Annotated in this window: 25 protein-coding genes; 18 read left to right on the plus strand and 7 right to left on the minus strand. The window is 66.2% G+C overall.

All coding sequences use genetic code 11. The annotated features are described in order from the left end of the window. Positions 1-94: 94 nt before the first annotated feature. Entirely contained in the window at positions 95-1174 is a 1080-nt protein-coding gene (locus tag OJF58_RS11670; RefSeq protein WP_300784449.1) for a glucosaminidase domain-containing protein, read from the plus strand. 7 nt (positions 1175-1181) lie between these two features. On the opposite strand, the gene ddpX is transcribed toward OJF58_RS11670, so the two are convergent. Beyond that, a complete protein-coding gene (gene ddpX, locus OJF58_RS11675; RefSeq protein WP_300784451.1) occupies positions 1182-1760 on the minus strand; it encodes a D-alanyl-D-alanine dipeptidase in 579 nt (192 codons plus the stop codon). A 51-nt stretch (positions 1761-1811) separates the two neighbouring features. Between ddpX and tsaB the strand changes: the two genes are divergently transcribed. Both tsaB and rimI read left to right on the plus strand, forming a co-directional pair. After that, positions 1812-2489 (plus strand): tRNA (adenosine(37)-N6)-threonylcarbamoyltransferase complex dimerization subunit type 1 TsaB, encoded by a 678-nt coding sequence (gene tsaB / locus OJF58_RS11680; protein WP_300784453.1) that lies wholly within the window; start codon positions 1812-1814, stop codon positions 2487-2489. Beyond that, on the plus strand, positions 2486-2956 hold the full coding sequence (rimI, locus tag OJF58_RS11685) for a ribosomal protein S18-alanine N-acetyltransferase (RefSeq protein WP_300784455.1): 471 nt from the start codon (positions 2486-2488) through the stop codon (positions 2954-2956). Before tsaB ends, rimI begins: the two co-directional genes overlap by 4 nt. On the opposite strand, the gene OJF58_RS11690 is transcribed toward rimI, so the two are convergent. After that, a complete protein-coding gene (locus OJF58_RS11690) occupies positions 2957-3253 on the minus strand; it encodes a sulfurtransferase TusA family protein (protein ID WP_366526830.1) in 297 nt (98 codons plus the stop codon). On the opposite strand from OJF58_RS11690, the gene OJF58_RS11695 reads away from it, so the two are divergent. The 7 genes from OJF58_RS11695 (at position 3252) to ybeY (ending at position 9069) form a co-directional block, all read left to right on the plus strand. After that, a complete protein-coding gene (locus OJF58_RS11695; protein ID WP_300784459.1) occupies positions 3252-3689 on the plus strand; it encodes a Fur family transcriptional regulator in 438 nt (145 codons plus the stop codon). The genes OJF58_RS11690 and OJF58_RS11695 overlap by 2 nt on opposite strands. Before the next feature lie 66 nt (positions 3690-3755). Then, on the plus strand, positions 3756-4598 hold the full coding sequence (locus tag OJF58_RS11700; RefSeq protein ID WP_300784461.1) for a GNAT family N-acyltransferase: 843 nt from the start codon (positions 3756-3758) through the stop codon (positions 4596-4598). Positions 4599-4656: 58 nt separating this feature from the next. Next, positions 4657-5433, plus strand: coding sequence for a lysophospholipid acyltransferase family protein (locus OJF58_RS11705; RefSeq protein WP_300784463.1), 777 nt, complete (start codon positions 4657-4659; stop codon positions 5431-5433). Next, on the plus strand, positions 5430-6200 hold the full coding sequence (locus tag OJF58_RS11710) for an enoyl-CoA hydratase/isomerase family protein (protein WP_300784466.1): 771 nt from the start codon (positions 5430-5432) through the stop codon (positions 6198-6200). The genes OJF58_RS11705 and OJF58_RS11710 overlap by 4 nt, the downstream gene beginning before the upstream one ends. 40 nt (positions 6201-6240) lie before the next feature. After that, positions 6241-7650 carry a tRNA (N6-isopentenyl adenosine(37)-C2)-methylthiotransferase MiaB gene (gene miaB, locus OJF58_RS11715; RefSeq protein WP_300784468.1) on the plus strand — a complete coding sequence of 470 codons (1410 nt, stop codon included), beginning with the start codon at positions 6241-6243 and terminating at the stop codon, positions 7648-7650. Positions 7651-7694: 44 nt separating this feature from the next. Continuing rightward, entirely contained in the window at positions 7695-8627 is a 933-nt protein-coding gene (locus OJF58_RS11720) for a PhoH family protein (RefSeq protein WP_300785254.1), read from the plus strand. After that, positions 8596-9069: an rRNA maturation RNase YbeY gene (gene ybeY, locus OJF58_RS11725; RefSeq protein ID WP_300784470.1), complete on the plus strand. Its 474-nt coding sequence runs from the start codon at positions 8596-8598 to the stop codon at positions 9067-9069. Before OJF58_RS11720 ends, ybeY begins: the two co-directional genes overlap by 32 nt. 18 nt (positions 9070-9087) lie before the next feature. On the opposite strand, the gene OJF58_RS11730 is transcribed toward ybeY, so the two are convergent. After that, positions 9088-9918, minus strand: coding sequence for an aldo/keto reductase (locus OJF58_RS11730; RefSeq protein WP_300784472.1), 831 nt, complete (start codon positions 9916-9918; stop codon positions 9088-9090). Positions 9919-9969: 51 nt separating this feature from the next. Between OJF58_RS11730 and OJF58_RS11735 the strand changes: the two genes are divergently transcribed. The 4 genes from OJF58_RS11735 (at position 9970) to metK (ending at position 14564) form a co-directional block, all read left to right on the plus strand. Further along, positions 9970-10917, plus strand: a complete 948-nt coding sequence (locus OJF58_RS11735) for a hemolysin family protein (RefSeq protein WP_300784474.1) — start codon at positions 9970-9972, stop codon at positions 10915-10917. A 17-nt stretch (positions 10918-10934) separates the two neighbouring features. Further along, positions 10935-12437, plus strand: a complete 1503-nt coding sequence (lnt, locus tag OJF58_RS11740; RefSeq protein WP_300784476.1) for an apolipoprotein N-acyltransferase — start codon at positions 10935-10937, stop codon at positions 12435-12437. A 200-nt stretch (positions 12438-12637) separates the two neighbouring features. After that, a complete protein-coding gene (locus tag OJF58_RS11745; RefSeq protein ID WP_300784479.1) occupies positions 12638-13096 on the plus strand; it encodes a helix-turn-helix transcriptional regulator in 459 nt (152 codons plus the stop codon). A 181-nt stretch (positions 13097-13277) separates the two neighbouring features. After that, positions 13278-14564 carry a methionine adenosyltransferase gene (gene metK / locus OJF58_RS11750; protein WP_300784481.1) on the plus strand — a complete coding sequence of 429 codons (1287 nt, stop codon included), beginning with the start codon at positions 13278-13280 and terminating at the stop codon, positions 14562-14564. 6 nt (positions 14565-14570) lie between these two features. On the opposite strand, the gene OJF58_RS11755 is transcribed toward metK, so the two are convergent. From OJF58_RS11755 to OJF58_RS11765, 3 genes are read right to left on the minus strand one after another with little or no spacing between them, the layout of a single operon-like run. Further along, positions 14571-15035: an MmcB family DNA repair protein gene (locus OJF58_RS11755; RefSeq protein WP_300784483.1), complete on the minus strand. Its 465-nt coding sequence runs from the start codon at positions 15033-15035 to the stop codon at positions 14571-14573. Between the two features lie 10 nt (positions 15036-15045). Then, complete coding sequence (locus OJF58_RS11760; protein ID WP_300784485.1) at positions 15046-16245, minus strand: tetratricopeptide repeat protein; 1200 nt, start codon at positions 16243-16245, stop codon at positions 15046-15048. After that, a complete protein-coding gene (locus tag OJF58_RS11765) occupies positions 16242-16739 on the minus strand; it encodes a hypothetical protein (RefSeq protein ID WP_300784486.1) in 498 nt (165 codons plus the stop codon). Before OJF58_RS11765 ends, OJF58_RS11760 begins: the two co-directional genes overlap by 4 nt. A gap of 874 nt (positions 16740-17613) precedes the next feature. On the opposite strand from OJF58_RS11765, the gene OJF58_RS11770 reads away from it, so the two are divergent. Beyond that, complete coding sequence (locus tag OJF58_RS11770; protein ID WP_300784488.1) at positions 17614-18237, plus strand: TetR/AcrR family transcriptional regulator; 624 nt, start codon at positions 17614-17616, stop codon at positions 18235-18237. Between the two features lie 183 nt (positions 18238-18420). Here OJF58_RS11770 and OJF58_RS11775 read toward each other — a convergent pair whose 3' ends face one another. Beyond that, entirely contained in the window at positions 18421-18882 is a 462-nt protein-coding gene (locus OJF58_RS11775) for a cytochrome c (RefSeq protein WP_300784490.1), read from the minus strand. Positions 18883-19121: 239 nt separating this feature from the next. Between OJF58_RS11775 and OJF58_RS11780 the strand changes: the two genes are divergently transcribed. The 3 genes from OJF58_RS11780 to OJF58_RS11790 all read left to right on the plus strand — a co-directional run bounded on the left by OJF58_RS11780 (position 19122) and on the right by OJF58_RS11790 (position 22225). Continuing rightward, on the plus strand, positions 19122-20057 hold the full coding sequence (locus OJF58_RS11780) for a cytochrome c (protein WP_300784492.1): 936 nt from the start codon (positions 19122-19124) through the stop codon (positions 20055-20057). Between the two features lie 118 nt (positions 20058-20175). Further along, positions 20176-21024: a MoxR family ATPase gene (locus tag OJF58_RS11785; RefSeq protein ID WP_300784493.1), complete on the plus strand. Its 849-nt coding sequence runs from the start codon at positions 20176-20178 to the stop codon at positions 21022-21024. Between the two features lie 19 nt (positions 21025-21043). Further along, a complete protein-coding gene (locus OJF58_RS11790; protein WP_300784495.1) occupies positions 21044-22225 on the plus strand; it encodes a VWA domain-containing protein in 1182 nt (393 codons plus the stop codon). The last annotated feature ends 19 nt before the right edge of the window (positions 22226-22244 follow it).

The following is a 22244-nucleotide window of genomic DNA, read 5'->3' on the forward strand; positions in this document are numbered from 1 at the left end:
CCCAAGCCCAAGCGTTCAGCGTAGAACAGCCGCCGTTCCGGCCGGAACGGCGAACGGTAGCGCGTTGTCTTCGACAACTACCGAAGAGCGAGGCATGCAGTCGTCGATCCGCCATTATGCATTCCCTGCCGTGTGGCTCGCGGTGTTCACCACCGGCGTAAGCCTGCGGCATCCGGTGCCGCCGGCGGATGCGATGGCCGTCCTGTCGTCCCGCATCGGCCCGCCGGCGGATCCCGCCGAGCCGCCGAACTTCCTCTCCCATACGCCCTTTCCAACACAGCTTGCGTTCGTGGCGCCGGCGCCGCCCGAGCCTGAGCAGGCTGCCTCGGGCGGGCTGCACGATTTCCTCGGCGGCCATGGCCGCTTCGCCGCTCCCGGCAACGCCGTGCGTCGACAGGTCCAGTTGCGTCCCATCAACCCGCGCACCGCCGACGAGCTCGCCGGCGCGTTCCGCGAGGTCGCCTACACCCTCACCGACGTCCGGCAGGGCGAAGCGGTGCCGCCGATCAAGCTCCAGAAAGTGCCCGAGGATCTCGGCAGCAAGGATGGCAGCCTGCGCAAGGCACTGTTCATCACCGCGCTTCTGCCGGTGATCCTCGACGTCAACCAGCGCGTGCTGGCCGATCGCGACCAGCTTCTCTATTTGCGCAAGAAGATCCAGTCGGGGGTCGGCCTCACGCCGGACGAGGGCCTGTGGCTAGAGCAGCTCGCCGAGCGCTACGACAGCAGCTCGAGCGATCTCGACCAGCTCGTGCGGCGTGTCGACATCGTGCCGCCGTCGATGGCGATCGCCCAGAGCGGCGTCGAATCGGGCTGGGGCACGTCCTTCGCGGCCCGCGAGGGCAATGCGCTGTTCGGCCAGATCCAGTCGACGGGGCAGCACGCGGTGACGGTCTCGTGGCGGCCCGGCAATGGCATGCCGCAGCCTTTCGCCAATATCGGCGAGGCGACCGAGGCCTATGTCGACAACCTCAATTCCCATCCCGCCTATGCCGCCTTTCGCGCCGAGCGGGCGGCGATGCGGGCGCGGGGGCAGCCGCTGGACGGCTATCGTCTGATCGGCCAGCTCGCCCGCTATTCCGAGCTCGGCCAGAGCTATGTCGACTTCGTGCGCAAGATCATGCGCGAGAACGATCTCACCGACTTCGACAAGGCCAAGCTCTCGAGCTTCTGACGCTTCATCATGACTGCATCATCGATCGCGGCAGGTCGGCATCCGCCACCAGCGGATAGCGGCGCGCGTCGAAGAGCTGATAGTGCCACCACTCGTTGCGATAGAAGTCCCAGCCGGCCGCGGTCATGAGACCCATCAGCAGCAGCCGGTTGCGTTGCGCGGCGGGCGGGATGTCGGTCCGGCCGTGATGGGAGAGCGGTGTGAAGGCGTCGAAGCCGGTGCCCATGTCGAGTTCCTTCCCTTCGGCGTCGACGAGCGTGACGTCGACGGCCACGCCGCGCGAATGAGGCGAGCCGCGGCGCGGATCGGCGAGGAAGTCGGGATCCGGCCGGGCATTCCACAAGGCCCACTGCGCCTCGACCGGCCGCAGCGCGTCGAAGATGCGCAGGCGGTAGCCGAGCGGCCTCGCGAGCGCGATCGCTGCCGCGAGCTTCTCGGCTGCCGCGCGTCGCAGCCAGCATTCGGCATTCCGGTACACCGGGCGGCCCGTTAGATTGGCTTCGGTCGCATAGGCCAGCGTCACGTCGACATCGAAGTCGGGCGGGGCGACGGCCACCAAATCGGGCGCTACGAGATCGAACGTCATGACCGCACAATGCCCAGCCGCGCCCTCAGGCGCCAGCGATCCGCGCTTGATATGACTCTCGTGCTTTCGTTCGACTGTGCCGTGAGCGGTCTCGGCCTCGCCGTCGTGCGCGACAAGGAGGTTCTCGCAGTCCACCGCGAGGACGGTCGCGAGCAGGCGGCGCGCCTCCTGCCGGCGATCGCCCGCCTGCTGCGCGCCGCGGAAGTCGATCGCCGCGCCCTGTCGATGATCGCCGTCACGGTCGGACCCGGCAGCTTCACGGGCGTGCGTGTGGGCCTGGCCGCCGCGCGCGGACTTGCCATCGCGCTCGATGTCCCGTTGGCGGGATTTTCCACCACGACGACGCTGCTCGCTCAGGCGCCGAAAGGTTCGCGCCTCGCCCTGGCAGCAATCGACAGCCAACTCGGCGACTGGTTCTGCGCGCTCGACGAGGACGACCAGGCACCGTTCCTTGCCACGACGGCCGCACTGGCCGAAAGGCTGAAGGGCCGTGCGAGCTGCGTGATCGGACCGCAGGCGACGTCTCTCGCGGCCGAGCTCGATGCAGCAGGCCTCGATGTCGAGGCCGAGACGAGCCTGCCCGATCCGGTCGTGCTGGCGCGACTGGCGATTGCGCAGGGCGCCGCCGCGTGGCGTGCGCGCAATCGCGACGAGGGCCTGCCGCGGCCGCTCTATCTCCGCGGCGTCAACATCACCCTGCCGGACGGCCAGCGGCGGACCGTCGATTGACCGCCGCGTTTTCACATCGCCCGCTCGATGCCGTCGATCCCGGCCTCGTTTCGGCTCTCCATGTCGATGCCTTCGCCCCCTTGGGCGAGCGAGGCTGGACGGCGCAGGAGATCGCGGCATTGATGGCCGCTCCCGGCGTTGCAGGCGTCCTGCTGGAACAAGGCGGAGCGGGGATCGGCTTCGCGCTCTGTCGGATCGCAGCCGACGAGGCGGAGCTGTTGACGATTGCCGTGCGGACGGATCGACGCCGCCAGGGAGCGGGCCGCACGCTGCTGGAACTGATTGTTGCTCTCGCCCGCAAGCGTGGAGCGCACCGCCTGTTTCTGGAGGTGGGGGCGGACAATCCAGCCGCGCTCGCCCTCTATCGACGGGCAGGATTCCAGACAGTCGGCGGCCGACCTGCCTACTACAGCAGGCCGGGGCGGAGGGCCGCCGACGCGGTCGTGATGCGCCTCGCCCTGGATTGATCAACGTTTGCGAATAGTCACGACATGTTCATCGCCTTCGGCGACGATGCCCAGAATGATATGGCCCTCATCACGCGCCGCGCGCGGAACGTTGCGCAGCGGCTCCTCGCCGCGCAGCCTGACGCTCAGCACCTCGCCGGGCTGCATGCGCTCCAGCCGCAGCTTGGTACGGACGAAGGTCATGGGGCAGACCTCGCCGGTAATGTCGATGGCCTGGTGCGCCGCCTCGGAGGGAAGAGATTTGGCCATGGCCCGAACTATACCGCGCCTGCCGGCCGGTGTAGGGTGTTTCGACATGTCTGAGCAGAAATCAAAGCTCGAAGCACTGTGTGTCGAGCGCGGCCTCAAGATGACGGACCAGCGCCGTGTGATTGCGCGCGTGCTTTCCGAGTCATCCGATCATCCGGACGTCGAGGCTTTGCACAGGCGTGCCACCGCGGTGGATCCCAACATCTCCATCGCGACCGTTTATCGGACCGTTCGCCTGTTCGAGGAGGCGGGCATTCTCGCCAAGCACGACTTCGGCGACGGACGCGCGCGCTACGAGGAGACGCCGAGCGAGCACCACGACCATCTGATCGACATTCAGAGCGGCAAGGTTGTGGAATTCCACAACGACGAGATCGAGGAGCTGCAGCGGAGAATCGCGGAAAAGGCCGGATACCGGCTGGTCGGGCATCGGCTGGAGCTTTTCGGCGTTCCCTTGGACAGCAAGTCCGACCCCCAAAAATGAGTGGACGCAACCTTGGCCACCCCGATAATGGGAACATGATCGGGGCGGCCCCCTTGCGGATGACGCATGCGCATTGACCGCGCTGACAGTGAAGCCGAGCTCCTTGGCCCTCCCGTCTCGAACGCGGAGATCGTCAAGGTCGTCGCCGGCGACTTCGAGGTTCGACTCGCCCAGACGGCGGCCGAGATCGATGCCGCTCAGGCGTTGCGCTTCCGGATCTTCTACGAGGAGATGCAGGCCAACCCGACGCCGGAGATGGCGCGGCTGAAGCGCGACTTCGATGCGTATGACGAGGTTTGCGACCATCTGCTGGTGCTCGACCGCCGTCGTGGCGAGGGGCCCGAGGGCATCGTCGGCACCTACCGCCTGATCCGCCGTTCGGCGGCCGCCAAGCTCGGACGCTTCTACTCGGCCGCCGAATACGACGTCGGCCCGATGGTCGATTATCCCGGCGAGGTGTTGGAGCTCGGGCGTTCGTGCATCGCCAAGGACGCGCGCAACACCGCGACGATGCAGATGCTGTGGCGCGGCATCGCGCTCTATTCCTTCCACTACAACATCCAGGTGATGTTCGGTTGCGCCAGCCTGCCCGGCACGGAACCCGCGCACGATGCCTTGGCGCTGAGCTATCTCTATCACCATCATCTCGCGCCTCCCGAGATTCGGGTGCGTGCGCTCGAGCATCGCTATATCAAGATGGATATGCTCGAGCCCGGCAGCTACGAGCCGCGCAAGGCCTTGGCGCGCGTCCCGCCGCTCATCAAGGGATATTTGAGGCTCGGCGGGTTCGTCGGCGACGGGGCGGTCATCGACCCGGAGTTCAACACGACCGATGTTTTCATCATCGTCAAGACCGAGCTCGTGACGGAGAAGTACATCCGCCATTACGAACGCGGAATGCGCGAGTAAGCCCGACGCCTCCGACGCAGCGATGTGGCTCGGCTCTCCCTTGCGCGGTGCCTTCAGGTTGGCGAGCTATCTGTTGCTCACCTTGCTGTTGCTGCCCATCCACCTGCTGGCGCTGACGCTCGGCCTGCGCCCGGTGATGAACGGGCTGCCTGTGATCTATCACCGGATGGTCTGCTTCATCCTGGGCATCCGCGTACGCGTGCACGGCAGGCGCTCGAACGTGACGCCGACCTTGTTCGTCTGCAATCACGTGTCCTATCTCGACATCGAGGTGCTGGGCGGCCTCGTGCCCGGCAGCTTCGTCGCCAAGGCCGAGGTCGCGACCTGGCCGTTCTTCAAGACGCTGGCCAAGGCGCAGCGCACGATCTTCGTCGAACGGACGTCGAGCAAGACGAGTTCCAGCCGTGACGAGATGATGAAGCGGCTCGACACCGGCGACAACCTGATGCTGTTCCCGGAAGGCACGAGCAGCGACGGTACGCGCGTGCTGCCGTTCCGCACCGCCTTGTTCGGCGTGGCCCAGCTCAGGCGCGACGGCAAGCCGATCGTGGTCCAGCCGGTGGCGATCTCCTACACGCGCCTCGACGGCATTCCGCTCGGCCGTTACTGGCGGCCGCTCTTCGCCTGGTTCGGCGATCTCGATCTCGTGCCACATCTTTGGCAGATGGTGTGCCTCGGCGAGACTGAGGCGATCGTGACTTTCTTCCCTCCGGTCGATATCGACCGGCTGGGCGACCGCAAGAAGCTCGCCGAGTTCTGCTTCCGCCAGGTGTCGTCGGGTGTGCAGGCGGCCAACACCGGCCGACTCGAGCTGCTGCCGCCGGTCGAGGCATGACGGTCCGCTTCACCGTCGTGAACCATGTCGGCTGGCTGGAGTTCAACCGGCCGCCGGTCAACGCCTTCACGCACGAGATGGTGGAGGAGACATGCAGTGGCATCGCGGCGGCGCTTGCCGACCCTGCGGTGCACGTGCTGGTGCTGGCGAGCGCCGTCGAGGGCTATTTCAGCGCCGGGGCCGATCTCAACGTCTTCAAGGGTATGACCGGCGAGGGGATGCGTCGTTGGGCCGAACGCTGCCACGGCATCGTCCGCGGCCTTCGTGAATCGCCCAAGCCCCTGCTCGCGGCGATCCACGGCACCGCCGTCGGCGGCGGACTGGAGATGACGCTCCACTGCGACCTGCGCTTCGCTGCCGCGGATGCGCGGCTGGGCCAGCCCGAGGTCCGCATCGGCTTCATTCCGCCGATCGCCACCACCCAGGCGCTGGTGCGCCTGATCGGCCGCCCGCGGGCCATCCGCTATCTCTACGACGGCGGCATGGTGCCCGCCGCCGAGGCGCTGCAATGGGGGCTGATCGATGAGCTGGTCGAGCCGGCCAGCCTGCGCGGACGGGTGCAGGCCTACGGCGAGGAGTTGGCGGGCAGGTCGCCGGCCGCCCTCGCTGCCATTCGACGAACGGTCACCCTGGGCGGCGGCATGACTTTCGAGGAGGGGCGGGCATTCGAGCTCGAGACGGTGGTCGCGCTGGCCGACAGTTCGGATTTCGCCGAGGGCGTGGATGCCTTCCTGGCCAAGCGGCCACCGGTCTGGCGCCGGCCGTGAGACGGTGATAGAACGCGCCCGTTCCAGCAACGAAAGGCCGATGATCCCCATCCCGACCGACGGGAAGCGCAAGCGCGTGTTCATCCGCACCTACGGGTGCCAGATGAACGTCTACGACTCGGACCGCATGGCCGATGTCCTGCGATCGCTCGGCTATGCCCTGTCGGAAAGCCCCGAGCAGGCCGACCTCGTCGTGCTCAACACCTGCCACATCCGCGAGAAGGCATCGGAGAAGGTCTATTCCGAGCTCGGCCGCCTGCGCGACGTCAAGGCCGGGCGCCGCCGCAACGGCGGCGACCTCACCATCGCCGTGGCGGGCTGTGTGGCGCAGGCCGAAGGCGAAGAGATCGCAAGGCGGCAGCCGGCCGTCGACATCGTCGTCGGCCCGCAGGCCTACCATCGCCTGCCCCAGCTCCTGGCCGAAGCGGAGCGCCGGTCGGCCTTTCGCAGAGCCGGCAAGCGGCTGCCGGGAGCGGGCGTGCTCGACACCGAGTTTCCGGCCGAGAGCAAGTTCGACCACTTGCCCGCGCCCGGCGGCGTGCGCGCCGGCGCGGCCTACCTGTCGATCCAGGAAGGCTGCGACAAGTTCTGCACCTTCTGCGTCGTGCCCTACACACGCGGCGCAGAATACTCTCGGCCGGCCGAGGCGATCCTGCAGGAAGCCCGCACTCTCGTCGCAGCCGGCGCAGTCGAGCTCACGCTGCTTGGTCAGAACGTCAACGCCTGGCACGGCGAGGCGGTCGACGGATCGACCTGGTCGCTTGCGTGGCTGATCCGCGCCCTCGCCGAGATCGATGGCCTGGCGCGCATCCGATACACCACCTCCCATCCGCGCGACATGGACGACGACCTGATCGCCGTGCACGGCGAGGTGCCGCAGCTCATGCCGTATCTGCATCTCCCCGTGCAGTCGGGATCGGACCGGATCCTCGAGGCGATGAACCGTGGCCACGGGCGCGATCTCTTCCGCCGCATTGCTGATCGGTTGCGTGGGCGGCGGCCCGATCTTGCGCTTTCGTCCGATTTCATCGTCGGCTTCCCGGGCGAGAGCGACGCCGACTTCGACCAGACGATGCGGCTGGTCGAGGAAGTGGGCTTCGCCGCGGCGTTCTCGTTCAAGTACAGCCGTCGCCCCGGCACGCCCGGCGCGGCGCTGGCCGACCAGGTTCCCGAGGCGGTGAAGGCGGCACGGCTCGCGGCGCTGCAGACGCTGCTGGCGCATCAGCAGCGCGCCTTCAACCGGGCCACCCTCGGCTCCAGCGTGCCGGTCCTCTTCGCGGAGGCCGGCCGCAAGCCCGGCCAGATGCTGGGCAAGAGCCCCTGGCTGCAATCGGTCTATGTCGAAGGACCTGGCTCGTTGCTCGGCCGCATTGCCGAGGTCGAGCTGCTCGAGGCTCACGCAGTCAGCGTCGCCGGTCGGCTGACGTCCTCGTTCGAGGCGGCGGCGTGAGCGATTCCAGCGCCAGTGCCGGCCGGCCGGCCGATCTGCGCCGCATGACGTTCGATGACAATGCCCTGCTGGCGGTGCTCTATGGCGATCACGACCGCAATCTGGCGCGCATCGAGCAGCTCGCCGGCGTGCAGATCAGCGCCCGCGGCAACCAGCTCGCCATTTCGGGCAAAGCCGACGATGCGGGTGTCGCGCACAAGGCCATCGCCGGTCTTTACGAACGGCTGAAGCGGGGCCTGTCGATCGAGCCGGCCGATATCGACGCCGCGGTCCGCTTCGCACGGAGCAGTGACGTCGACCGTGGCGACGAAGAGGGCATCCGCACCCGCCGCCGGACGGTGCAGGCGCGCTCACCCGGTCAGCGCGTCTATCTGGCGGCGCTGCGCGAGCGCGACATGGTGTTCGCGCTGGGCCCCGCTGGCAGCGGCAAGACCTATCTCGCCGTCGCCATGGGCGTCTCGTTGCTGCTGGCTGGCAGGGTCGAGCGCATCGTCCTGTCGCGGCCGGCGGTGGAAGCGGGCGAGCGGCTGGGCTTCCTGCCGGGCGACATGAGGGAAAAGATCGATCCTTACCTGCGGCCGCTGTACGATGCGCTGCACGACATGCTGCCCGCCGAGCAGATCGCCAATCGCCTCGAATCGGGCGAAATCGAGATCGCGCCGCTGGCCTTCATGCGCGGCCGCACGCTCTCCCACTGCTACGTCATCCTGGACGAGGCGCAGAACACCACGCCCATGCAGATGCGCATGTTCCTCACAAGGCTCGGCGAGGGATCGCGCATGGTGATCACGGGCGATCCCAGCCAGACCGACTTGCCGGGGGGCCAGAAGTCGGGCCTCGCCGATGCTGTCGAAACCCTCGAGGGCGTCGATGGCGTGCGCTTCGTGCGGCTGGGGGCGAAAGACGTCGTGCGCCACGATCTCGTGACGCGGATCGTCGAGGCCTATGACGCGCACGACCGGCAGCGCAGGGCTTAGCTGCACGGTCGTCGTGCTCGATCGGGCGTGGCGCCGCGCGCTGCCTGGCGTCGAACGCCGGGTGCGCCGCGCCGCCCGTGCAGCCTTTGCTGGAAGTCGGCGCACGGCGCGCTCCTCGGTGGTCATCGCTCTCGCTGACGATGCGCGGGTGCGCACACTCAATGCACGCGACCGCAGGAAGGACAAGCCGACCAACGTTCTTTCCTATCCGTCCGGCGAAAAGGCCTTCCTCGGCGACATCATCTTGGCGCGGCAGACGGTGTGGCGCGAGGCGCGAGAGCAGGGCAAGGCCGCCGCCGATCACCTCACCCACCTCGTGGTGCACGGGACGTTGCACCTTCTGGGTTACGACCACGAGACCGGCGAAGCGGATGCCCGCCGCATGGAAGCGCTCGAGCGCCGCATCCTCACGAAGCTCGGCATCGCCGATCCGTACTCGTAGGAACGGCCTGCCCTTGAGTCACAGTATCTCCAGCGACTGCTTGCGCTTGGGCGGAGGAAAGACGCGGTCGAGCTCGGCCAGCACGTCGGGCGACAGCTTCACGTCGAGCGCGCCGAGATTTTCCTTCACCCGTTCGCGGGTCGCTGATTTGGGGATCGTGACGACGCCGGGCTGGGCAAGCAGCCAGGCGATGGCGAGCTGCGCCGGCGTGCAGCCGACGTCTGCCGCCAGTTTCCCGAGCACCGCCTTTCCCAGCAAACGGCCTTGATCGAGCGGGGAATAGGCCATGAGCGGCATCGAACGCGCGCGCATCCACGGCAGCAGATCGAACTCGGGGCCGCGGCGCGACAGGCAGTAGAGGACCTGGTTGGAAGCGGTCAGTCCGCCGTCGAGGCGCGCCGCCTCCGCCATGTCGTCGAGGTCGAAGTTGCTGACACCGAAGTTGGCGATCTTGCCCGCCTCGCGCAGGCGGTGAAATGCCTCGAAGGTCTCGGCGAGCCCCACGCCGCCGCGCCAATGAAGCAGATAGAGGTCGATGCGGTCCAGGCCCATCCGCTTCAGGCTGCGCTCACAGGCGGCAATCGTGCCGCGGCGAGTGGCATTGTGCGGATAGACCTTGCTCACGATGAACGGCCGAGGGGATCGATCTACCAGGGCCTCGCCCACGATCTCCTCCGCCACACCTTCGCCATACATTTCCGCCGTATCGACCATGGGATAGCCGAGGTCGAGAGCATGGCGAACCGCGTCGAGCTCCCGGCCCCTCCGCGCACTGCTTTCGCCCATGCGCCAGGTGCCGATGCCGAACAGGGGGAGTTGCGCGCCGGACGGCAGCGGGAAGGAACGCATCGGGAACTTCCGTGATTGCAACGCAAGGGCTTTGCCCTATCTTAGTCAATCATGCCTGACTCCACAGCGCGTGCATCGCAGCCGGGGCCATCCGGCCCGGCGTCGCCCGGAGAGTCGCCTTCCTCGCCGTCTACGACCACCGACTCGCCTGCCCGCAGTAGCTGGCTGCGCAGCGTCTGGCGGCGCCTGCGCCGGCGCGAGCGCAACGAGGCGGTACGCGAAGCCATCGAGGAACTGATCGAGGGCACGCCGGAAAGCGACACGCCGATCAGTGACGATCAGCGCGAGCTTCTGGGAAACATCCTGAAGCTGCGCGACAAGACGGTCGCGGACGTTATGGTGCCGCGCGTGGACATCGTCGGCATCTCGGCCGATACCCCGCTCGACGAGGTGGTACGGCTGATCCAGGCCGAGGCGCACTCGCGCTATCCGGTCTACCGCGAGTCGCTCGACGACGTGATCGGCATGATTCACATCAAGGATGTGCTGGCCTATTGGGGCACGCCGAAGAAGTTCAATCTTCGCGACATCCTGCGGCGTGTGGTCTTCGTGGCGCCGACGCTGCCCGTGCTCGACATGCTGCTCGACATGCGGCGCTCGCGCACCCACATGGCGCTGGTGGTCGACGAATTCGGGGGCACCGACGGCCTCCTCACCATCGAGGATCTGGTCGAGGAGATCGTGGGAGAGATCGAGGACGAACATGATGTCGCCCAGGCGCCTACGCTGGCCCGCCGCATGGACGGCACGCTCGACGTCAACGGCCGCACGCCCGTGGAGCTCCTCGAGCAGGAGATCGGCAATGTGCTGTCGGAGGACGAACGGCGCGAGATCGATACCGTGGGCGGCTTGATCTTTTCACTGCTGGGACGCATTCCCGAGCGCGGCGAGGTGGTGCGCCATCCGTCCGGCATCGAGTTCGAGATCCTCGACGTCGATCCGCGCCGCATACGGCGTCTGCGCGTGCGGCCGCCCGCCGCGCCGCAAGCGGCCGCCTGATCCGACAGTCTCCGCGAATGACGCTGGAAGGGAAACGCGCCCTGGTGGCGGGACTGGTCGCAGGCGCCCTCGCTGGCCTTGCCATGCCACCGCTCGACTGGCTGCCGCTGGCGGTGGCGGGCATCGTCGTCTTCGTCTGGCTATGGGACGGTGCGCCGACCGGCAAGGTCGCCTTGTTGCGCGGCTGGGCATGGGGCCTGGGTCATTTCGCGGTCGGCTCATACTGGATCGTCGAGGCATTCTTCGTCCCGCCGGCCGATTTCGAGTTGCTGGGACCGCCGATCGTGCTGGGGCTCGCGGTCGTGCTGGGCTTCTTCCCTGGGGTGGCGGCCGGCGCGGCGCGATGGATGGCCTTGCGCTGGCCCTATCTGACGGGCCGCTACCGCCGTCTGGTGCTGCTGGCGATCGCCTGGACCGTGGCCGAATGGCTGCGCGGCCACGTCTTCACCGGCTACCCGTGGAACCCGCTGGCCCATGTCTGGACGTTCGCGACACCTCTTCTGCAAGGCGCGGCCCTGTTCGGCGTCTACGGTCTCGGCACTCTCACCTTTCTCGTCCTCGCTGCCCCGGCGGCCGGCTGGCGCGCGTCGGTTGCGGCGCTTGCCGCAGTCGGTGCGGCGGCTGCCGCGGGACTTTGGATCATGATGCCTGTCGATTCGGGCCACGCCGGACCGGTCGTGCGCATCGTCCAGCCCAACATTGCCCAACAGGACAAGTGGCGACGCGACGATGCCGAGAAGCATTTGCGCCATCTGATCGAGATGAGTCGCCGGCCGGGATTTGCGCATCTCGCCGCCGTGATCTGGCCCGAAACGGCGGTGCCGTTCACGGTCGAACCGGATTCGCCGATCTTGCCGGTGCTCGCCGTGGCGGCGCCGCCGGGCGGCTACCTGCTGGCCGGCGCGGAGCGAACCAGCGGACCGCTGCGCGACGAGGTGTGGAACTCGCTGCTCGCGATCGACAGCAAAGGCACCGTGCTCGGCCACTACGACAAGGTCCATCTCGTGCCGCTCGGCGAGTACATTCCCTTCCACAAGGAGCTGGGCTTCCTCTCGGCTCTGGTCGGCCGCGGCTCCTTCGAGCAGGGCAAGGGCCACGTGACGCTCGATCTGCCGGGCCTGCCCGCCTTCGCGCCGGCGATCTGCTACGAGGCGATCTTTCCAGGCGAGATCGTCGGACCGGGACCACGGCCGCGCTGGATCATCAACATCACCAACGACGCCTGGTTCGGCGTTTCGAGCGGTCCCTACCAGCATCTCGCCAGCGCCCGGTTGCGCACGATCGAGGAAGGTCTGCCGATGCTGCGCGCCGCCAACACAGGCGTGTCGGCCGTCATCGACGCTTATGGCCGCGTCATCGCCTCGCTCGACATGGAGCATGAAGGCATCATCGACCATGCGATTCCGTCCGCCCGGCCACCGACGCCATACAGCAGATGGCACGACTGGACGTTGGTGATCCTGCTGGCGGTTCTCGGGCTGCTGGCACGCGTGCGAGCGCACACACTGATCACAAGATAAAGCTTTACCTTAGATGGACGGGCCAACGTTCAGCTTGCATTATATTGAAGAGCAGGTAATGTCATATGCACTCCTGACGTGTAGATATGCATTTTTGCACTGATGGATCGGTGGGGCCGGCACAATTGGGACGTGTCCGAGGCCCTATCTATGCAACAGCATCACGGTCGGGAAGCCAAGACCAAAAAGGATCAAGAATCATGGCGAGATCGCACCCTGTCGATGTTCACGTGGGAGCGCGCATGCGGCAGCGGCGGACTCTGCTCGGGATGAGCCAGGAGAAGCTCGGCACCGCGGTCGGGCTCACCTTCCAGCAGATCCAGAAGTACGAGCGAGGGTCGAACCGGATCGGCTCCAGCCGCCTGTTCGAATTCGCCAAGGTTCTGGACGTGCCGGTGTCGTACTTCTTCGACGAGATGCCATCGAACGCGCTGGCCGGCCGGCCGATGTCGGGCCGCGGCCGCAAGGGCGGCTTCGGCGAGGCGGCAACGCCCTTCGAGCAGGAGAAGGACCCTCTCATCAAGCGCGAGACGCTGGAACTCGTGCGCGCCTACTACAAGATCCGCGAGTCGCGCGTGCGCAAGCGCATTTTCGAAATGGTCAAGGCCGTCGGCGCAGCGAGCCATGCCGAGGTTCTGGGCGGCCGCAAAGGCCGCTGAAAGATCTCGGCAACGGCCTCTTGATTTCCTGGCGTACTTAGAGTTTTTAGCGGCGCGGCCTCGATGGTCGAAGCCGCCGCGGACGGATTTGGACGACTTGCCACCGCGCAAATAAAGGCTAAGCCGGACGGCGGCCCATCCGCCCTGCCCGGAGGTCCAGTGACATCTGTGGAGGGCTAAGTTGGCGCTCAAGAACTATATCTTCACCAGCGAATCGGTTTCCGAGGGCCACCCGGACAAGGTCTGCGACCAGATCTCGGATGCGATCCTCGACGCCTTCATCGCCAATGACGAGAAGCTCGGCATTGCCGATGACAGCCACGCCAATACGCGGCTCGGCTGCGAGACGCTGGCCACCACCAACAAGATCGTCATCGCCGGTGAAGGCCGCGCTTCCGAGCCGTACATGCGCAAGTACGGCAAGCACACGATCGTCAACCGCGAGGCCCTGGCCCAGATCGCGCGCGACGTCGTGCGCGACATCGGCTACGACCAGGATGGCTTCAGCTTCCACGGCGCCGACGTCGAGGTGCTGCTGCACGGTCAATCGCCCGATATCGCCAGGGGGGTCGACGCCAAGAAGAACGGCGGCAACCTCGGCGAGCAGGAAGGGGCCGGTGACCAGGGCTTGATGTTCGGCTTCGCCTGCCGTGACAGCGAGGAGTACGAGAAGAATTCCTTCATGCCGGCGCCGATCTACTTCTCGCACAAGATCCTGGAGGTGCTGAGCCAGGCCCGCCGTTCGGGCGAGCTGCCGGACCTGCAGCCGGACGCCAAGAGCCAGGTCACAGTGCGCTATGTCGACGGCAAGGCCGTCGGCGCCGTCAAGGTCGTGGTCTCCACGCAGCACAAGGAAGCGACGGCGAAGGGCAAGAAGTACAACTCGGGCGCGATCCGCGAGATGATCAAGCCGTATGTCGAGAAGTCTCTGCCCAAGGGCTGGATGCCGAAGAAGGCGTCCGACTTCTTCGTGAACCCGACCGGCAATTTCGTCGTCGGCGGCCCGGATGGCGATTGCGGGCTCACCGGTCGCAAGATCATCGTCGATACCTATGGCGGCTACGCGCCGCACGGCGGCGGCGCCTTCTCGGGCAAGGACCCGACCAAGGTCGACCGTTCGGCCGCCTATGCCGCGCGCTATCTCGCCAAGAACGTCGTCGCCGCAGGCTTGGCCGACCGCTGCCTGATCCAGGTAGCCTATGCCATCGGCGTCGCCGACCCGATGTCGCTCTATGTGAACACCGAAGGCACCGGCAAGGTCGACGAGCGCAAGCTGGAGAAGGTGTTGTCCGACATCTTCCCGCTGAGGCCCACCGCCATCCGCCGGGGCCTGGAGCTCAACAAGCCGATCTATCGGCGCACGGCCGCCTACGGCCATTTCGGCCGCAAGCCCGACCGCGACGGTGGCTTCTCCTGGGAGCGGCTCGGTCTCGTGCCGGAGCTGAAGCGCGCCTTCGGGGCGCGCTGAGGCGGCTCAGCCCAGCTCCACGAAGTCGGGGTCTTCCAGCCGGGCCAGCCGTTCCGAGGCGAGGCGCGCACAGTCGATCAGCAGCGACTTGCGACGGGCGGGCGCGACCGGCCGCCGCGTCGAATGGCGCAGGATTTCGCCGCCATAGCCGTCGGCCACGATCAGGCCGACCTCCTGCGGGATGAGCACCCGGGGAAAATCGACGGGCACGGCGAAATAGAGGAGGTCGCACCAGGCGAGATAATCCGGCCACTTGGTGTCGACCCGCCAGTCCTCGACCGAGGACTTCACCTCGACGATCGTCAGCTCACCGTTTGGCGCGACAATGAAGATGTCGGCGCGCCGTCCATCGGGCAGCGGCATCTCGAGCAGCACCGAACGGCCGCTCTGCCGCATCAGCCGGCAGGCGCCGCGGCAAACGGCGATCGTCGTGTCGGGCCGTGTCTGCCGGGCTGGAGCGCTTGGGATCATGGGCGGCCGTTCAGGGTGCCGGTCGGACGAGCCGGGGTGGAGCATCGTCCGTGGGGCGCTCCGGCTTCGGGATGAAGCCGGCGGCGAGCGCTTCGCCTCGGGCACGGTCGGCGGCAGAGATCTGTCCCGACACCTTCTCCTGCACCATACGGGATTCGGTCCGGCCGCCGCGCTCGGCCAGCAGCAGCCATTTGTAGCCTTCGGCCGGATCGGCCGTCCCCGCCGCGCCGCCCAGCAACAGGAGACCCAGGGCAAGCTGGGCTTCCGGCAAGCCCTGATGGGCGGCGCGCCCGTACCAGGTCATGGCCTGCGCGAGATCGCGTCCGACGCCGGAGCCGGCTGCATAGGCATTGGCCAGCTTGAATTGCGCCGATGCGACACCCGCATCGGCGGCGCGCCTGTACCAGGCCGCGGCGGTCTCCAGGATCTTCCGGTTGGCGTCCTTGTCTCGCGGCGAGAGCATGCGTGCGGTCATATCGCCCAGCGCCAACGCCGCTTCTGGAACGCCATCCTTTTGCGCCGCCAGCAGCCATCGCTGCGCGCCGGCCGCATCCGCCTTCACGCCCACGCCGTCGGCGAGGGCGAGGCCATAGCGCAGGGCCGCCAGAGGATGCCCCTTCTCGGCTGCACGCCGATAGAGGGCGGCGGCGCGAGTCGGATCGGCACCAGCCTCGCCGTCCCCTTCCTCGAGGGCGCGCCCGAGCGCGTAGAGCGCGTAGGGGTCGTCCGACAGGGCGGCCTTCTCGAGCCAGCTCCGCGCCTGCACGAGGTTGCGCGGCACACCCTGGCCTCTGAAGTAGAGGACGCCGAGATTGAGCTCGGCGCGGTAGTGACCTGCCGCAGCGGCCTTCTCGAAGAGCTGCACCGCCTGGGCATCGTCGCGCTGCACGCCGGCCAGACCTTGTGCGAACACCAGGCCGAGCTGATGGGCGGCTTCGGGCGACCCGGCGGCGAGGGCGTGCCTCAGCGCCTGCAATCCCTCTCGGGCCATGCCGCGAGCGACCAGCACGGCGCCGAGCCAGGCTTCGGCGTCGGCATTGGCGGGCGCCAGCCGTCGCAGCGCGGCTTCGGCGGTAGCGAGGTCGCCGGTGCGATAGCTCGCAATGGCGTCCTGCAATGCCGGTGGGGGGGCGCCGCCATGCGACTGGGCGGATGCCGGCCCTGCGACGCCGAGCAGCGCCGCAAGCAGCACCGCCCAGGCCGGCTTCATTTGGTCTTGAAGGTGAAGGCCGCGGCCGCCTCTTTGGCCTTCTCGATCTCGTCGGGCTTCAGTTCGGTCCCGATCCGGGCCAGCAGCGCATCGACGTTCGGGCCGTTCCATCGCTGGGCAATCAGCAGCCACTTGTAGGCTTCGGAGAAGCTCTTGGGCACGCCCTTGCCGTCGGCATAGGCGCTGGCGAGCGGCGGAATGGCAGTCGTGTAGCCGCGTTCGGCGGCGTCGAGCAGCAACGGCACGCCCTTGTCCATGTCGAACAGCTTGGAGTCGGGATTGCCATAGACATAGAAGCCCAGCAGAAATTGCGCGCGTGGATCGCGCTCTTTGGCCAAGAGCTGAAGCGCCTTCTCGGCGGCGGGCATGTCGCCCGCTTGCAATGCCTTGAGGCCGTCCTCGATGCCGGCCGCCGCCGGCTGGGCGAGGACGCCGAGCGTCAGCATGGCGGCGCAGATGGCAGGCACGAAGCGAAGGAGAAGGGGAGAGCGCACGGCCAAACTCCGGACAATGACGGAACGGGCGACCGTCTAGCATGGAAATTGGGCGCCAACACGTCGCCGTGCTGCGGCGAGACGCGGCACGGAAGCTGTGGGCCGACGTGGCCGCTTGCCGGCGGGCATTCCTGCTCAACAAATTGCACGACTTTTTTGGGGCAGGAGCAGTTAGGTTTTTCCTAAGTCTCTGATTCCGCTGGCGAAACAGTCGGATTCGGCCTGTCCATCGGCAAATTTGCATTCCCTTTTTCGGTTATCTGCTGGCAGTCAGGCTTCAAAAAAGCTAGGAAATTGAGGCACCTCCCAATTCCAGATATGCAATTTTGCAAGTGACAGACGGTAAGGTGTTTTGTTAAGGTTTGCTCATTACAAATCGTCGATCCAGTTTTAGTCATATCTGAAAGGTCTTCTGAACGTAGACAGGATGGCGCTCTTTTCGAGATGCGCGCCAAACCCAAGTTTCCCATAGCCCGCCGGCGGCTCCCCAGGCCGCTCATCGAAGCCCCCTTCCCACACACCCTAAGGCTTCGATAACCCCACACCCAGGCGGGCTCCAAGGAAGGCCGGTCGTTCCCCAAGCGACCGGCCTTTCGTATTTTTGTGGCTTGATCTCCACAGGCGGGACGTCGATGTTTCGCAGGAATGTGGGAGAACTCCTTATGCCGGCTGCCTTTTCGTCCAGTGCGGGCGAATTCAGATCCCCCAAAAATGCCTATCTCGAATAAAACAATGCAGCAAAATCAGGCATCGTAACGTCCGAGATATGCATTTTTGCAAGTTACGGGCTTTCCCATGCGTGTTAAGGTTCCTCCATTAGACAAATTCTTATTTAATTGGTTTTAATATGAAAATTGTCGGTTTTCCGATTGACGTGTCGCGGTCGCAGGACGGCCGCATCGTTCGCGGCCTGCGCACGCGCCAATCGCTGATCCAAGCCACGCTCGATCTGATCCATGCCGGCGACGTCGAGCCCACGTCGGCGGCGATCGCGACCATCGCCGGCGTCTCCAGCCGGGCCCTGTTCCAGCACTTTTCCAGTCTGGCCGATCTCTATGCCGCGGCATTCGACCTCGCGGTCAGCCGCGCTTTCGCGGCCAGCCGGCCGGTCGACAGCGCCGCGCCGCTTTCCAGCCGCATCGATCTTCTGGTGTCGGACCGTTCGGCACTGTTCGAGGAATGGCTGCCGGTCTGGCATTTCGCCGAACGCGTACGCAGCGTCGCGCCTGCCGTGGGACTGGGCGTGGCGCAGTTGCGCAAGCTCCTGCGCGAGCGGCTCGCTGCCTGGTTCGCGACGGAACTCGGCAATCTCGATTCGGCGGCGCGCGATCTCGTGCTCGATTCGCTCGATGTCGCCTTCGGCCTCGACAGCTGGATGAACATGCGCGAGCAGCTGCGCCTGTCACCGATCCATGCTTCGCGCACCTGGCGGTTCACCGCGGAGGCGATCGTCCTGCAAGCTCTTGCCGTACCCTCACAGCCCGTGGCGGTGGCCTGACGGCCACCAGGACGAAGCGGATCCTCCCACCCAGCGCTTCGTCACTTGATCCACCCTTCCCAGCCACGGGCATCTCAGAGGCCGGTCGTTCCCCAAGCGACCGGCCTTTCCTTTTCGGCCAACGAAAGAAAAAGGACGACCGGCGCGCCGTCGTCCTCTCCTTTCCCGCCTATCTCGAACCGTTCACTGCTGCTTCTTGACGCGATACTTCTCGTGACAGGCGCCGCAGGCCTTGCCCGTGTTCACGAAGGCCGTCTGGATGGCGGCGAAGTCGCCCGAACCTCCTGCCACGGCGAGCTTGTCGTATGCCGCATCGGCGTTCTTGCTGGCGGCCAGGAAGCCATTCCAGTCGGTCCAGACGACGGGAAGGGCCTCGGTCTTGCCCTTGTCGGAGCCGGGCGGGAACAGCTTCTCGAAGGCCGCCTCGAGCGTCTTGAGCTTGGCCGCCTGCTCGACGACCACCTTCGCGTCGCCTTTCGAGTCGATCACGCCCTTGATGGCGCGCATTGCGGCAGCGGTTTGCTTGCGATTGTCCTCGCGCTGCTTGATCACGTCGTCCTGCGCCAAAGCGGCGGTCGCGTTGCCCACCATCGCCCCGACACCCACCATGCCGATCAACGCCACAACCAGGATCTTCCGTCTCACGCTCGCCCCCCTTGTTTCGATTTCAGATCACATCCGATTCGTCGACACCCGACGTCTCGCGCCGGCATTTGTCGCAGAGCTCGGCGCCAAAGCGAACAGGACATACGCCGAAACTTCCATCACGACTGCGTGTGCTCGGCAAATATTCCGTAGAAGCCGAGGATTGTCACCGCCTCGCGGCCGGTAAATAAAAATCGGAACGGACGACGGCCACCGTCGCCGCGGCAAAGGGAGACGGCATGCGATTCTCGAAACTGGCGAAAGCGGCCGTGCTGGTCGCGATCGTTGCCGGTACGGCGGCCTTCGTGCTGACCATGCCGTCGCGGATTCCCGCGAGCGCGCTTTCGCCGCGCAGCGCCGATCTCGCCAATGGCGAGACGATGTTCAATATCGGCGGCTGCTCCTCCTGCCATGCGACGCCGCATCAGGGCGACCGGACGCGTCTGGGAGGCGGCCTCGCGCTCGCCACGCCGTTCGGCACGTTCAAGGCGCCGAACATCTCGCCCGATCCGACCCACGGCATCGGCGCCTGGAGCGAAGCCGACTTCGTCAACGCCATGAAGAAGGGCATCGGCCGCAACGGCGAGCATCTCTATCCGGCTTTTCCCTACACTTCGTATCAGCGCATGCGTCTCGCCGACGTGCGCGATCTCTATGCCTACCTGAAGACCTTGCCGCCGGTCGAAACACCATCGCAGCCGCATGATCTGGCATTCCCCTTCACCGTGCGGCGCGGGCTCGGTCTGTGGCAATTGCTCTATGTCGACGGCAAGGCGTTTGCGCCCGACGATTCAAGGGATGCCGTCTGGAATCGCGGCGCCTATCTGGTCGAAGGCCCGGGCCACTGCGCGGAGTGCCACAGTCCCCGAAACCTGATCGGCGGCATCGAGGCGAACCGGCGCTTCGCCGGCGGCCCCGATCCCACGGGCAAGGGATGGGTGCCCAACATCACGCCCGGACCCGGCGGCATCGCCGACTACTCGGTCAAGGATATCGCCTATCTTCTCGAGACCGGGTTCACGCCGGGCTTCGATTCGGTCGGCTCCAGCATGGCCGACGTGGTGAAGAACACGAGCAAGCTTTCGGCCGAGGACCGGCTGGCGATCGCCACCTACATCAAGTCCCTGCCGCCGCGGTCCGGCAAGGCGCCGCCCAAAGGCCCCAAGACCGATTGAATTTCATTGTCCGGATGGACGGTCGAAATCGCGGCCGCGGAGCGGGCGGCCGACCTTGCTGGCGGTTGGGGCGGCCTCTAGGGTGGTCCGGCACCCGAACGAACCTGGATTTTGCACGATGAAATTTACCGGTACCGACTCCTACGTTGCCCGCGACGATCTGCGCGTGGCGGTGAACGCGGCCATCGCGCTGCAGCGCCCGCTGCTGATCAAGGGCGAGCCCGGCACCGGCAAGACCGTGCTGGCCCACGAGGTCGCCAAGGCGCTGGGCGCCCCGCTGATCGAATGGCACATCAAGTCGACCACCAAGGCCCAGCAGGGCCTCTACGAATACGACGCGGTCTCGCGCCTGCGCGACAGCCAGCTCGGCGACGAGCGCGTGAAGGACATCGCGAACTACATCAAGCGCGGCAAGCTGTGGGATGCCTTCACCTTGGCCGAGCGGCCGGTGCTCCTGATCGACGAGATCGACAAGGCCGACATCGAGTTCCCCAACGACCTTCTGCTCGAGCTCGACCGCATGGAGTTCTACGTCTACGAGACGCAGGAGGTGGTGAAGGCGTCGCAGCGGCCGGTGGTGATGATCACCTCCAACAACGAGAAGGAGCTGCCCGACGCCTTCCTGCGCCGCTGCTTCTTCCATTACATCCGCTTTCCCGACCGCGAGACCATGACCCAGATCGTGGACGTCCACTTCCCCGGCCTGCAGCGCAACCTGCTGCGGGAGGCGCTGAACATCTTCTACGATATCCGCGAGGTGCCGGGCCTCAAGAAGAAGCCCTCGACCTCGGAGCTGCTCGACTGGCTGAAGCTCCTGATGGTCGAGGACATGTCGCCCGAGGCGCTGCGCTCCAAGGACTCCAAGCAGCTCATTCCGCCGCTGCACGGCGCCTTGCTCAAGAACGAGCAGGACGTTCATCTCTTCGAGCGGCTGGCCTTCATGGCGCGGCGGGAGCAGCGTCAGTAGCAGAACCGCGGAGTACGCGATGTTCGTGAACTTCTTCCTCGAGCTGCGACAGGCCAAGGTGCCGGTCTCCATCAAGGAGTATCTGGCGCTGATGGAGGCGATGGACAAAGGCGTCGCCGAGTACAGCGTCGACGATTTCTACTTTCTCTCGCGCTCGGTTCTGGTGAAGGACGAGCGCAACCTCGACAAGTTCGATCGCGTGTTCGGTCATGTGTTCAAGGGGCTGGAGGCGCCGGCCGGCGAGGGCACGACGGCGGAGATCCCGGAGGAATGGCTGCGCAAGCTCGCCGAGAAGCTCCTGACCGAGGAGGAGAAGAAGCAGATCGAGGCGCTGGGCGGCTGGGAGAAGCTGATGGAGACGCTGAAGAAGCGTCTCGAGGAGCAGCAGAAGCGCCATCAGGGCGGCAGCAAGTGGATCGGCACGGCCGGCACCTCGCCGTTCGGGGCCTACGGCTTCAACCCAGAGGGCGTGCGCATCGGCCAGGACAAGAACCGCGAGGGCCGCGCCGTCAAGGTGTGGGACAAGCGCGAGTACAAGAATCTCGACGACACGGTCGAGATCGGCACGCGCAACATCAAGATTGCGCTGCGCCGGCTGCGCAAGTTCGCGCGCGAGGGCGCCGAGGTCGAGCTCGACATGCCCGACACCATCCGCTCGACGGCGCGCAATGCGGGCTATCTCGACATCAAGATGATCCCCGAGCGGCGCAACAAGGTGAAGCTCCTGCTGCTGTTCGACATCGGCGGCTCGATGGATGCCCATATCCGCGTCTGCGAGGAGCTGTTCTCGGCGGCGCGCTCGGAGTTCAAGCACCTTGAGTTCTTCTACTTCCACAACTGCCTCTACGAGAAGCTGTGGAAGGACAATCGCAGGCGCCACGTCGACACCTTCCCGACGGCGCAGCTCCTGCACACCTATCCGCCCGACTACAAGGTGATCTTCGTCGGCGATGCCTCGATGAGCCCCTACGAGATCGCCTATCCCGGCGGCTCGGTCGAGCACTGGAACGAGGAGGCCGGCCAGGTCTGGATGCAGCGCATGGCCGAGACCTATCGCAGCCTGGTCTGGCTCAATCCCGTGCCCGAGCGGCACTGGAGCTACACGCCCTCGATCCAGCTCCTGCAGCAGCTCACCTCCAGCCGCATGTTCCCGCTCACCCTGGGCGGCCTCGACAGCGCGATGAAGGAATTGAACAAGTGACAGGCGCGGGCCTGTAGCC

The organism is Enhydrobacter sp., from assembly GCF_030246845.1.
In the GTDB taxonomy this organism is placed as follows: Bacteria; Pseudomonadota; Alphaproteobacteria; order Reyranellales; family Reyranellaceae; genus Reyranella.

Coding starts and splice junctions, on each gene's coding strand:
- OJF58_RS11700 (WP_300784461.1), top strand. CDS start 3,756: ATGCGCATTGACCGCGCTGACAGTGAAGCCGAGCTCCTTGGCCCTCCC.
- OJF58_RS11720 (WP_300785254.1), top strand. CDS start 7,695: ATGACGTTCGATGACAATGCCCTGCTGGCGGTGCTCTATGGCGATCAC.
- OJF58_RS11730 (WP_300784472.1), bottom strand. CDS start 9,918: ATGCGTTCCTTCCCGCTGCCGTCCGGCGCGCAACTCCCCCTGTTCGGC.
- ddpX (WP_300784451.1), bottom strand. CDS start 1,760: ATGACGTTCGATCTCGTAGCGCCCGATTTGGTGGCCGTCGCCCCGCCC.
- OJF58_RS11755 (WP_300784483.1), bottom strand. CDS start 15,035: ATGATCCCAAGCGCTCCAGCCCGGCAGACACGGCCCGACACGACGATC.
- OJF58_RS11695 (WP_300784459.1), top strand. CDS start 3,252: ATGTCTGAGCAGAAATCAAAGCTCGAAGCACTGTGTGTCGAGCGCGGC.
- OJF58_RS11690 (WP_366526830.1), bottom strand. CDS start 3,253: ATGTCGAAACACCCTACACCGGCCGGCAGGCGCGGTATAGTTCGGGCC.
- OJF58_RS11710 (WP_300784466.1), top strand. CDS start 5,430: ATGACGGTCCGCTTCACCGTCGTGAACCATGTCGGCTGGCTGGAGTTC.
- miaB (WP_300784468.1), top strand. CDS start 6,241: ATGATCCCCATCCCGACCGACGGGAAGCGCAAGCGCGTGTTCATCCGC.
- OJF58_RS11760 (WP_300784485.1), bottom strand. CDS start 16,245: ATGAAGCCGGCCTGGGCGGTGCTGCTTGCGGCGCTGCTCGGCGTCGCA.
- OJF58_RS11670 (WP_300784449.1), top strand. CDS start 95: ATGCAGTCGTCGATCCGCCATTATGCATTCCCTGCCGTGTGGCTCGCG.
- ybeY (WP_300784470.1), top strand. CDS start 8,596: ATGACGCGCACGACCGGCAGCGCAGGGCTTAGCTGCACGGTCGTCGTG.
- lnt (WP_300784476.1), top strand. CDS start 10,935: ATGACGCTGGAAGGGAAACGCGCCCTGGTGGCGGGACTGGTCGCAGGC.
- OJF58_RS11745 (WP_300784479.1), top strand. CDS start 12,638: ATGGCGAGATCGCACCCTGTCGATGTTCACGTGGGAGCGCGCATGCGG.
- OJF58_RS11785 (WP_300784493.1), top strand. CDS start 20,176: ATGAAATTTACCGGTACCGACTCCTACGTTGCCCGCGACGATCTGCGC.
- OJF58_RS11790 (WP_300784495.1), top strand. CDS start 21,044: ATGTTCGTGAACTTCTTCCTCGAGCTGCGACAGGCCAAGGTGCCGGTC.
- tsaB (WP_300784453.1), top strand. CDS start 1,812: ATGACTCTCGTGCTTTCGTTCGACTGTGCCGTGAGCGGTCTCGGCCTC.
- OJF58_RS11735 (WP_300784474.1), top strand. CDS start 9,970: ATGCCTGACTCCACAGCGCGTGCATCGCAGCCGGGGCCATCCGGCCCG.
- OJF58_RS11780 (WP_300784492.1), top strand. CDS start 19,122: ATGCGATTCTCGAAACTGGCGAAAGCGGCCGTGCTGGTCGCGATCGTT.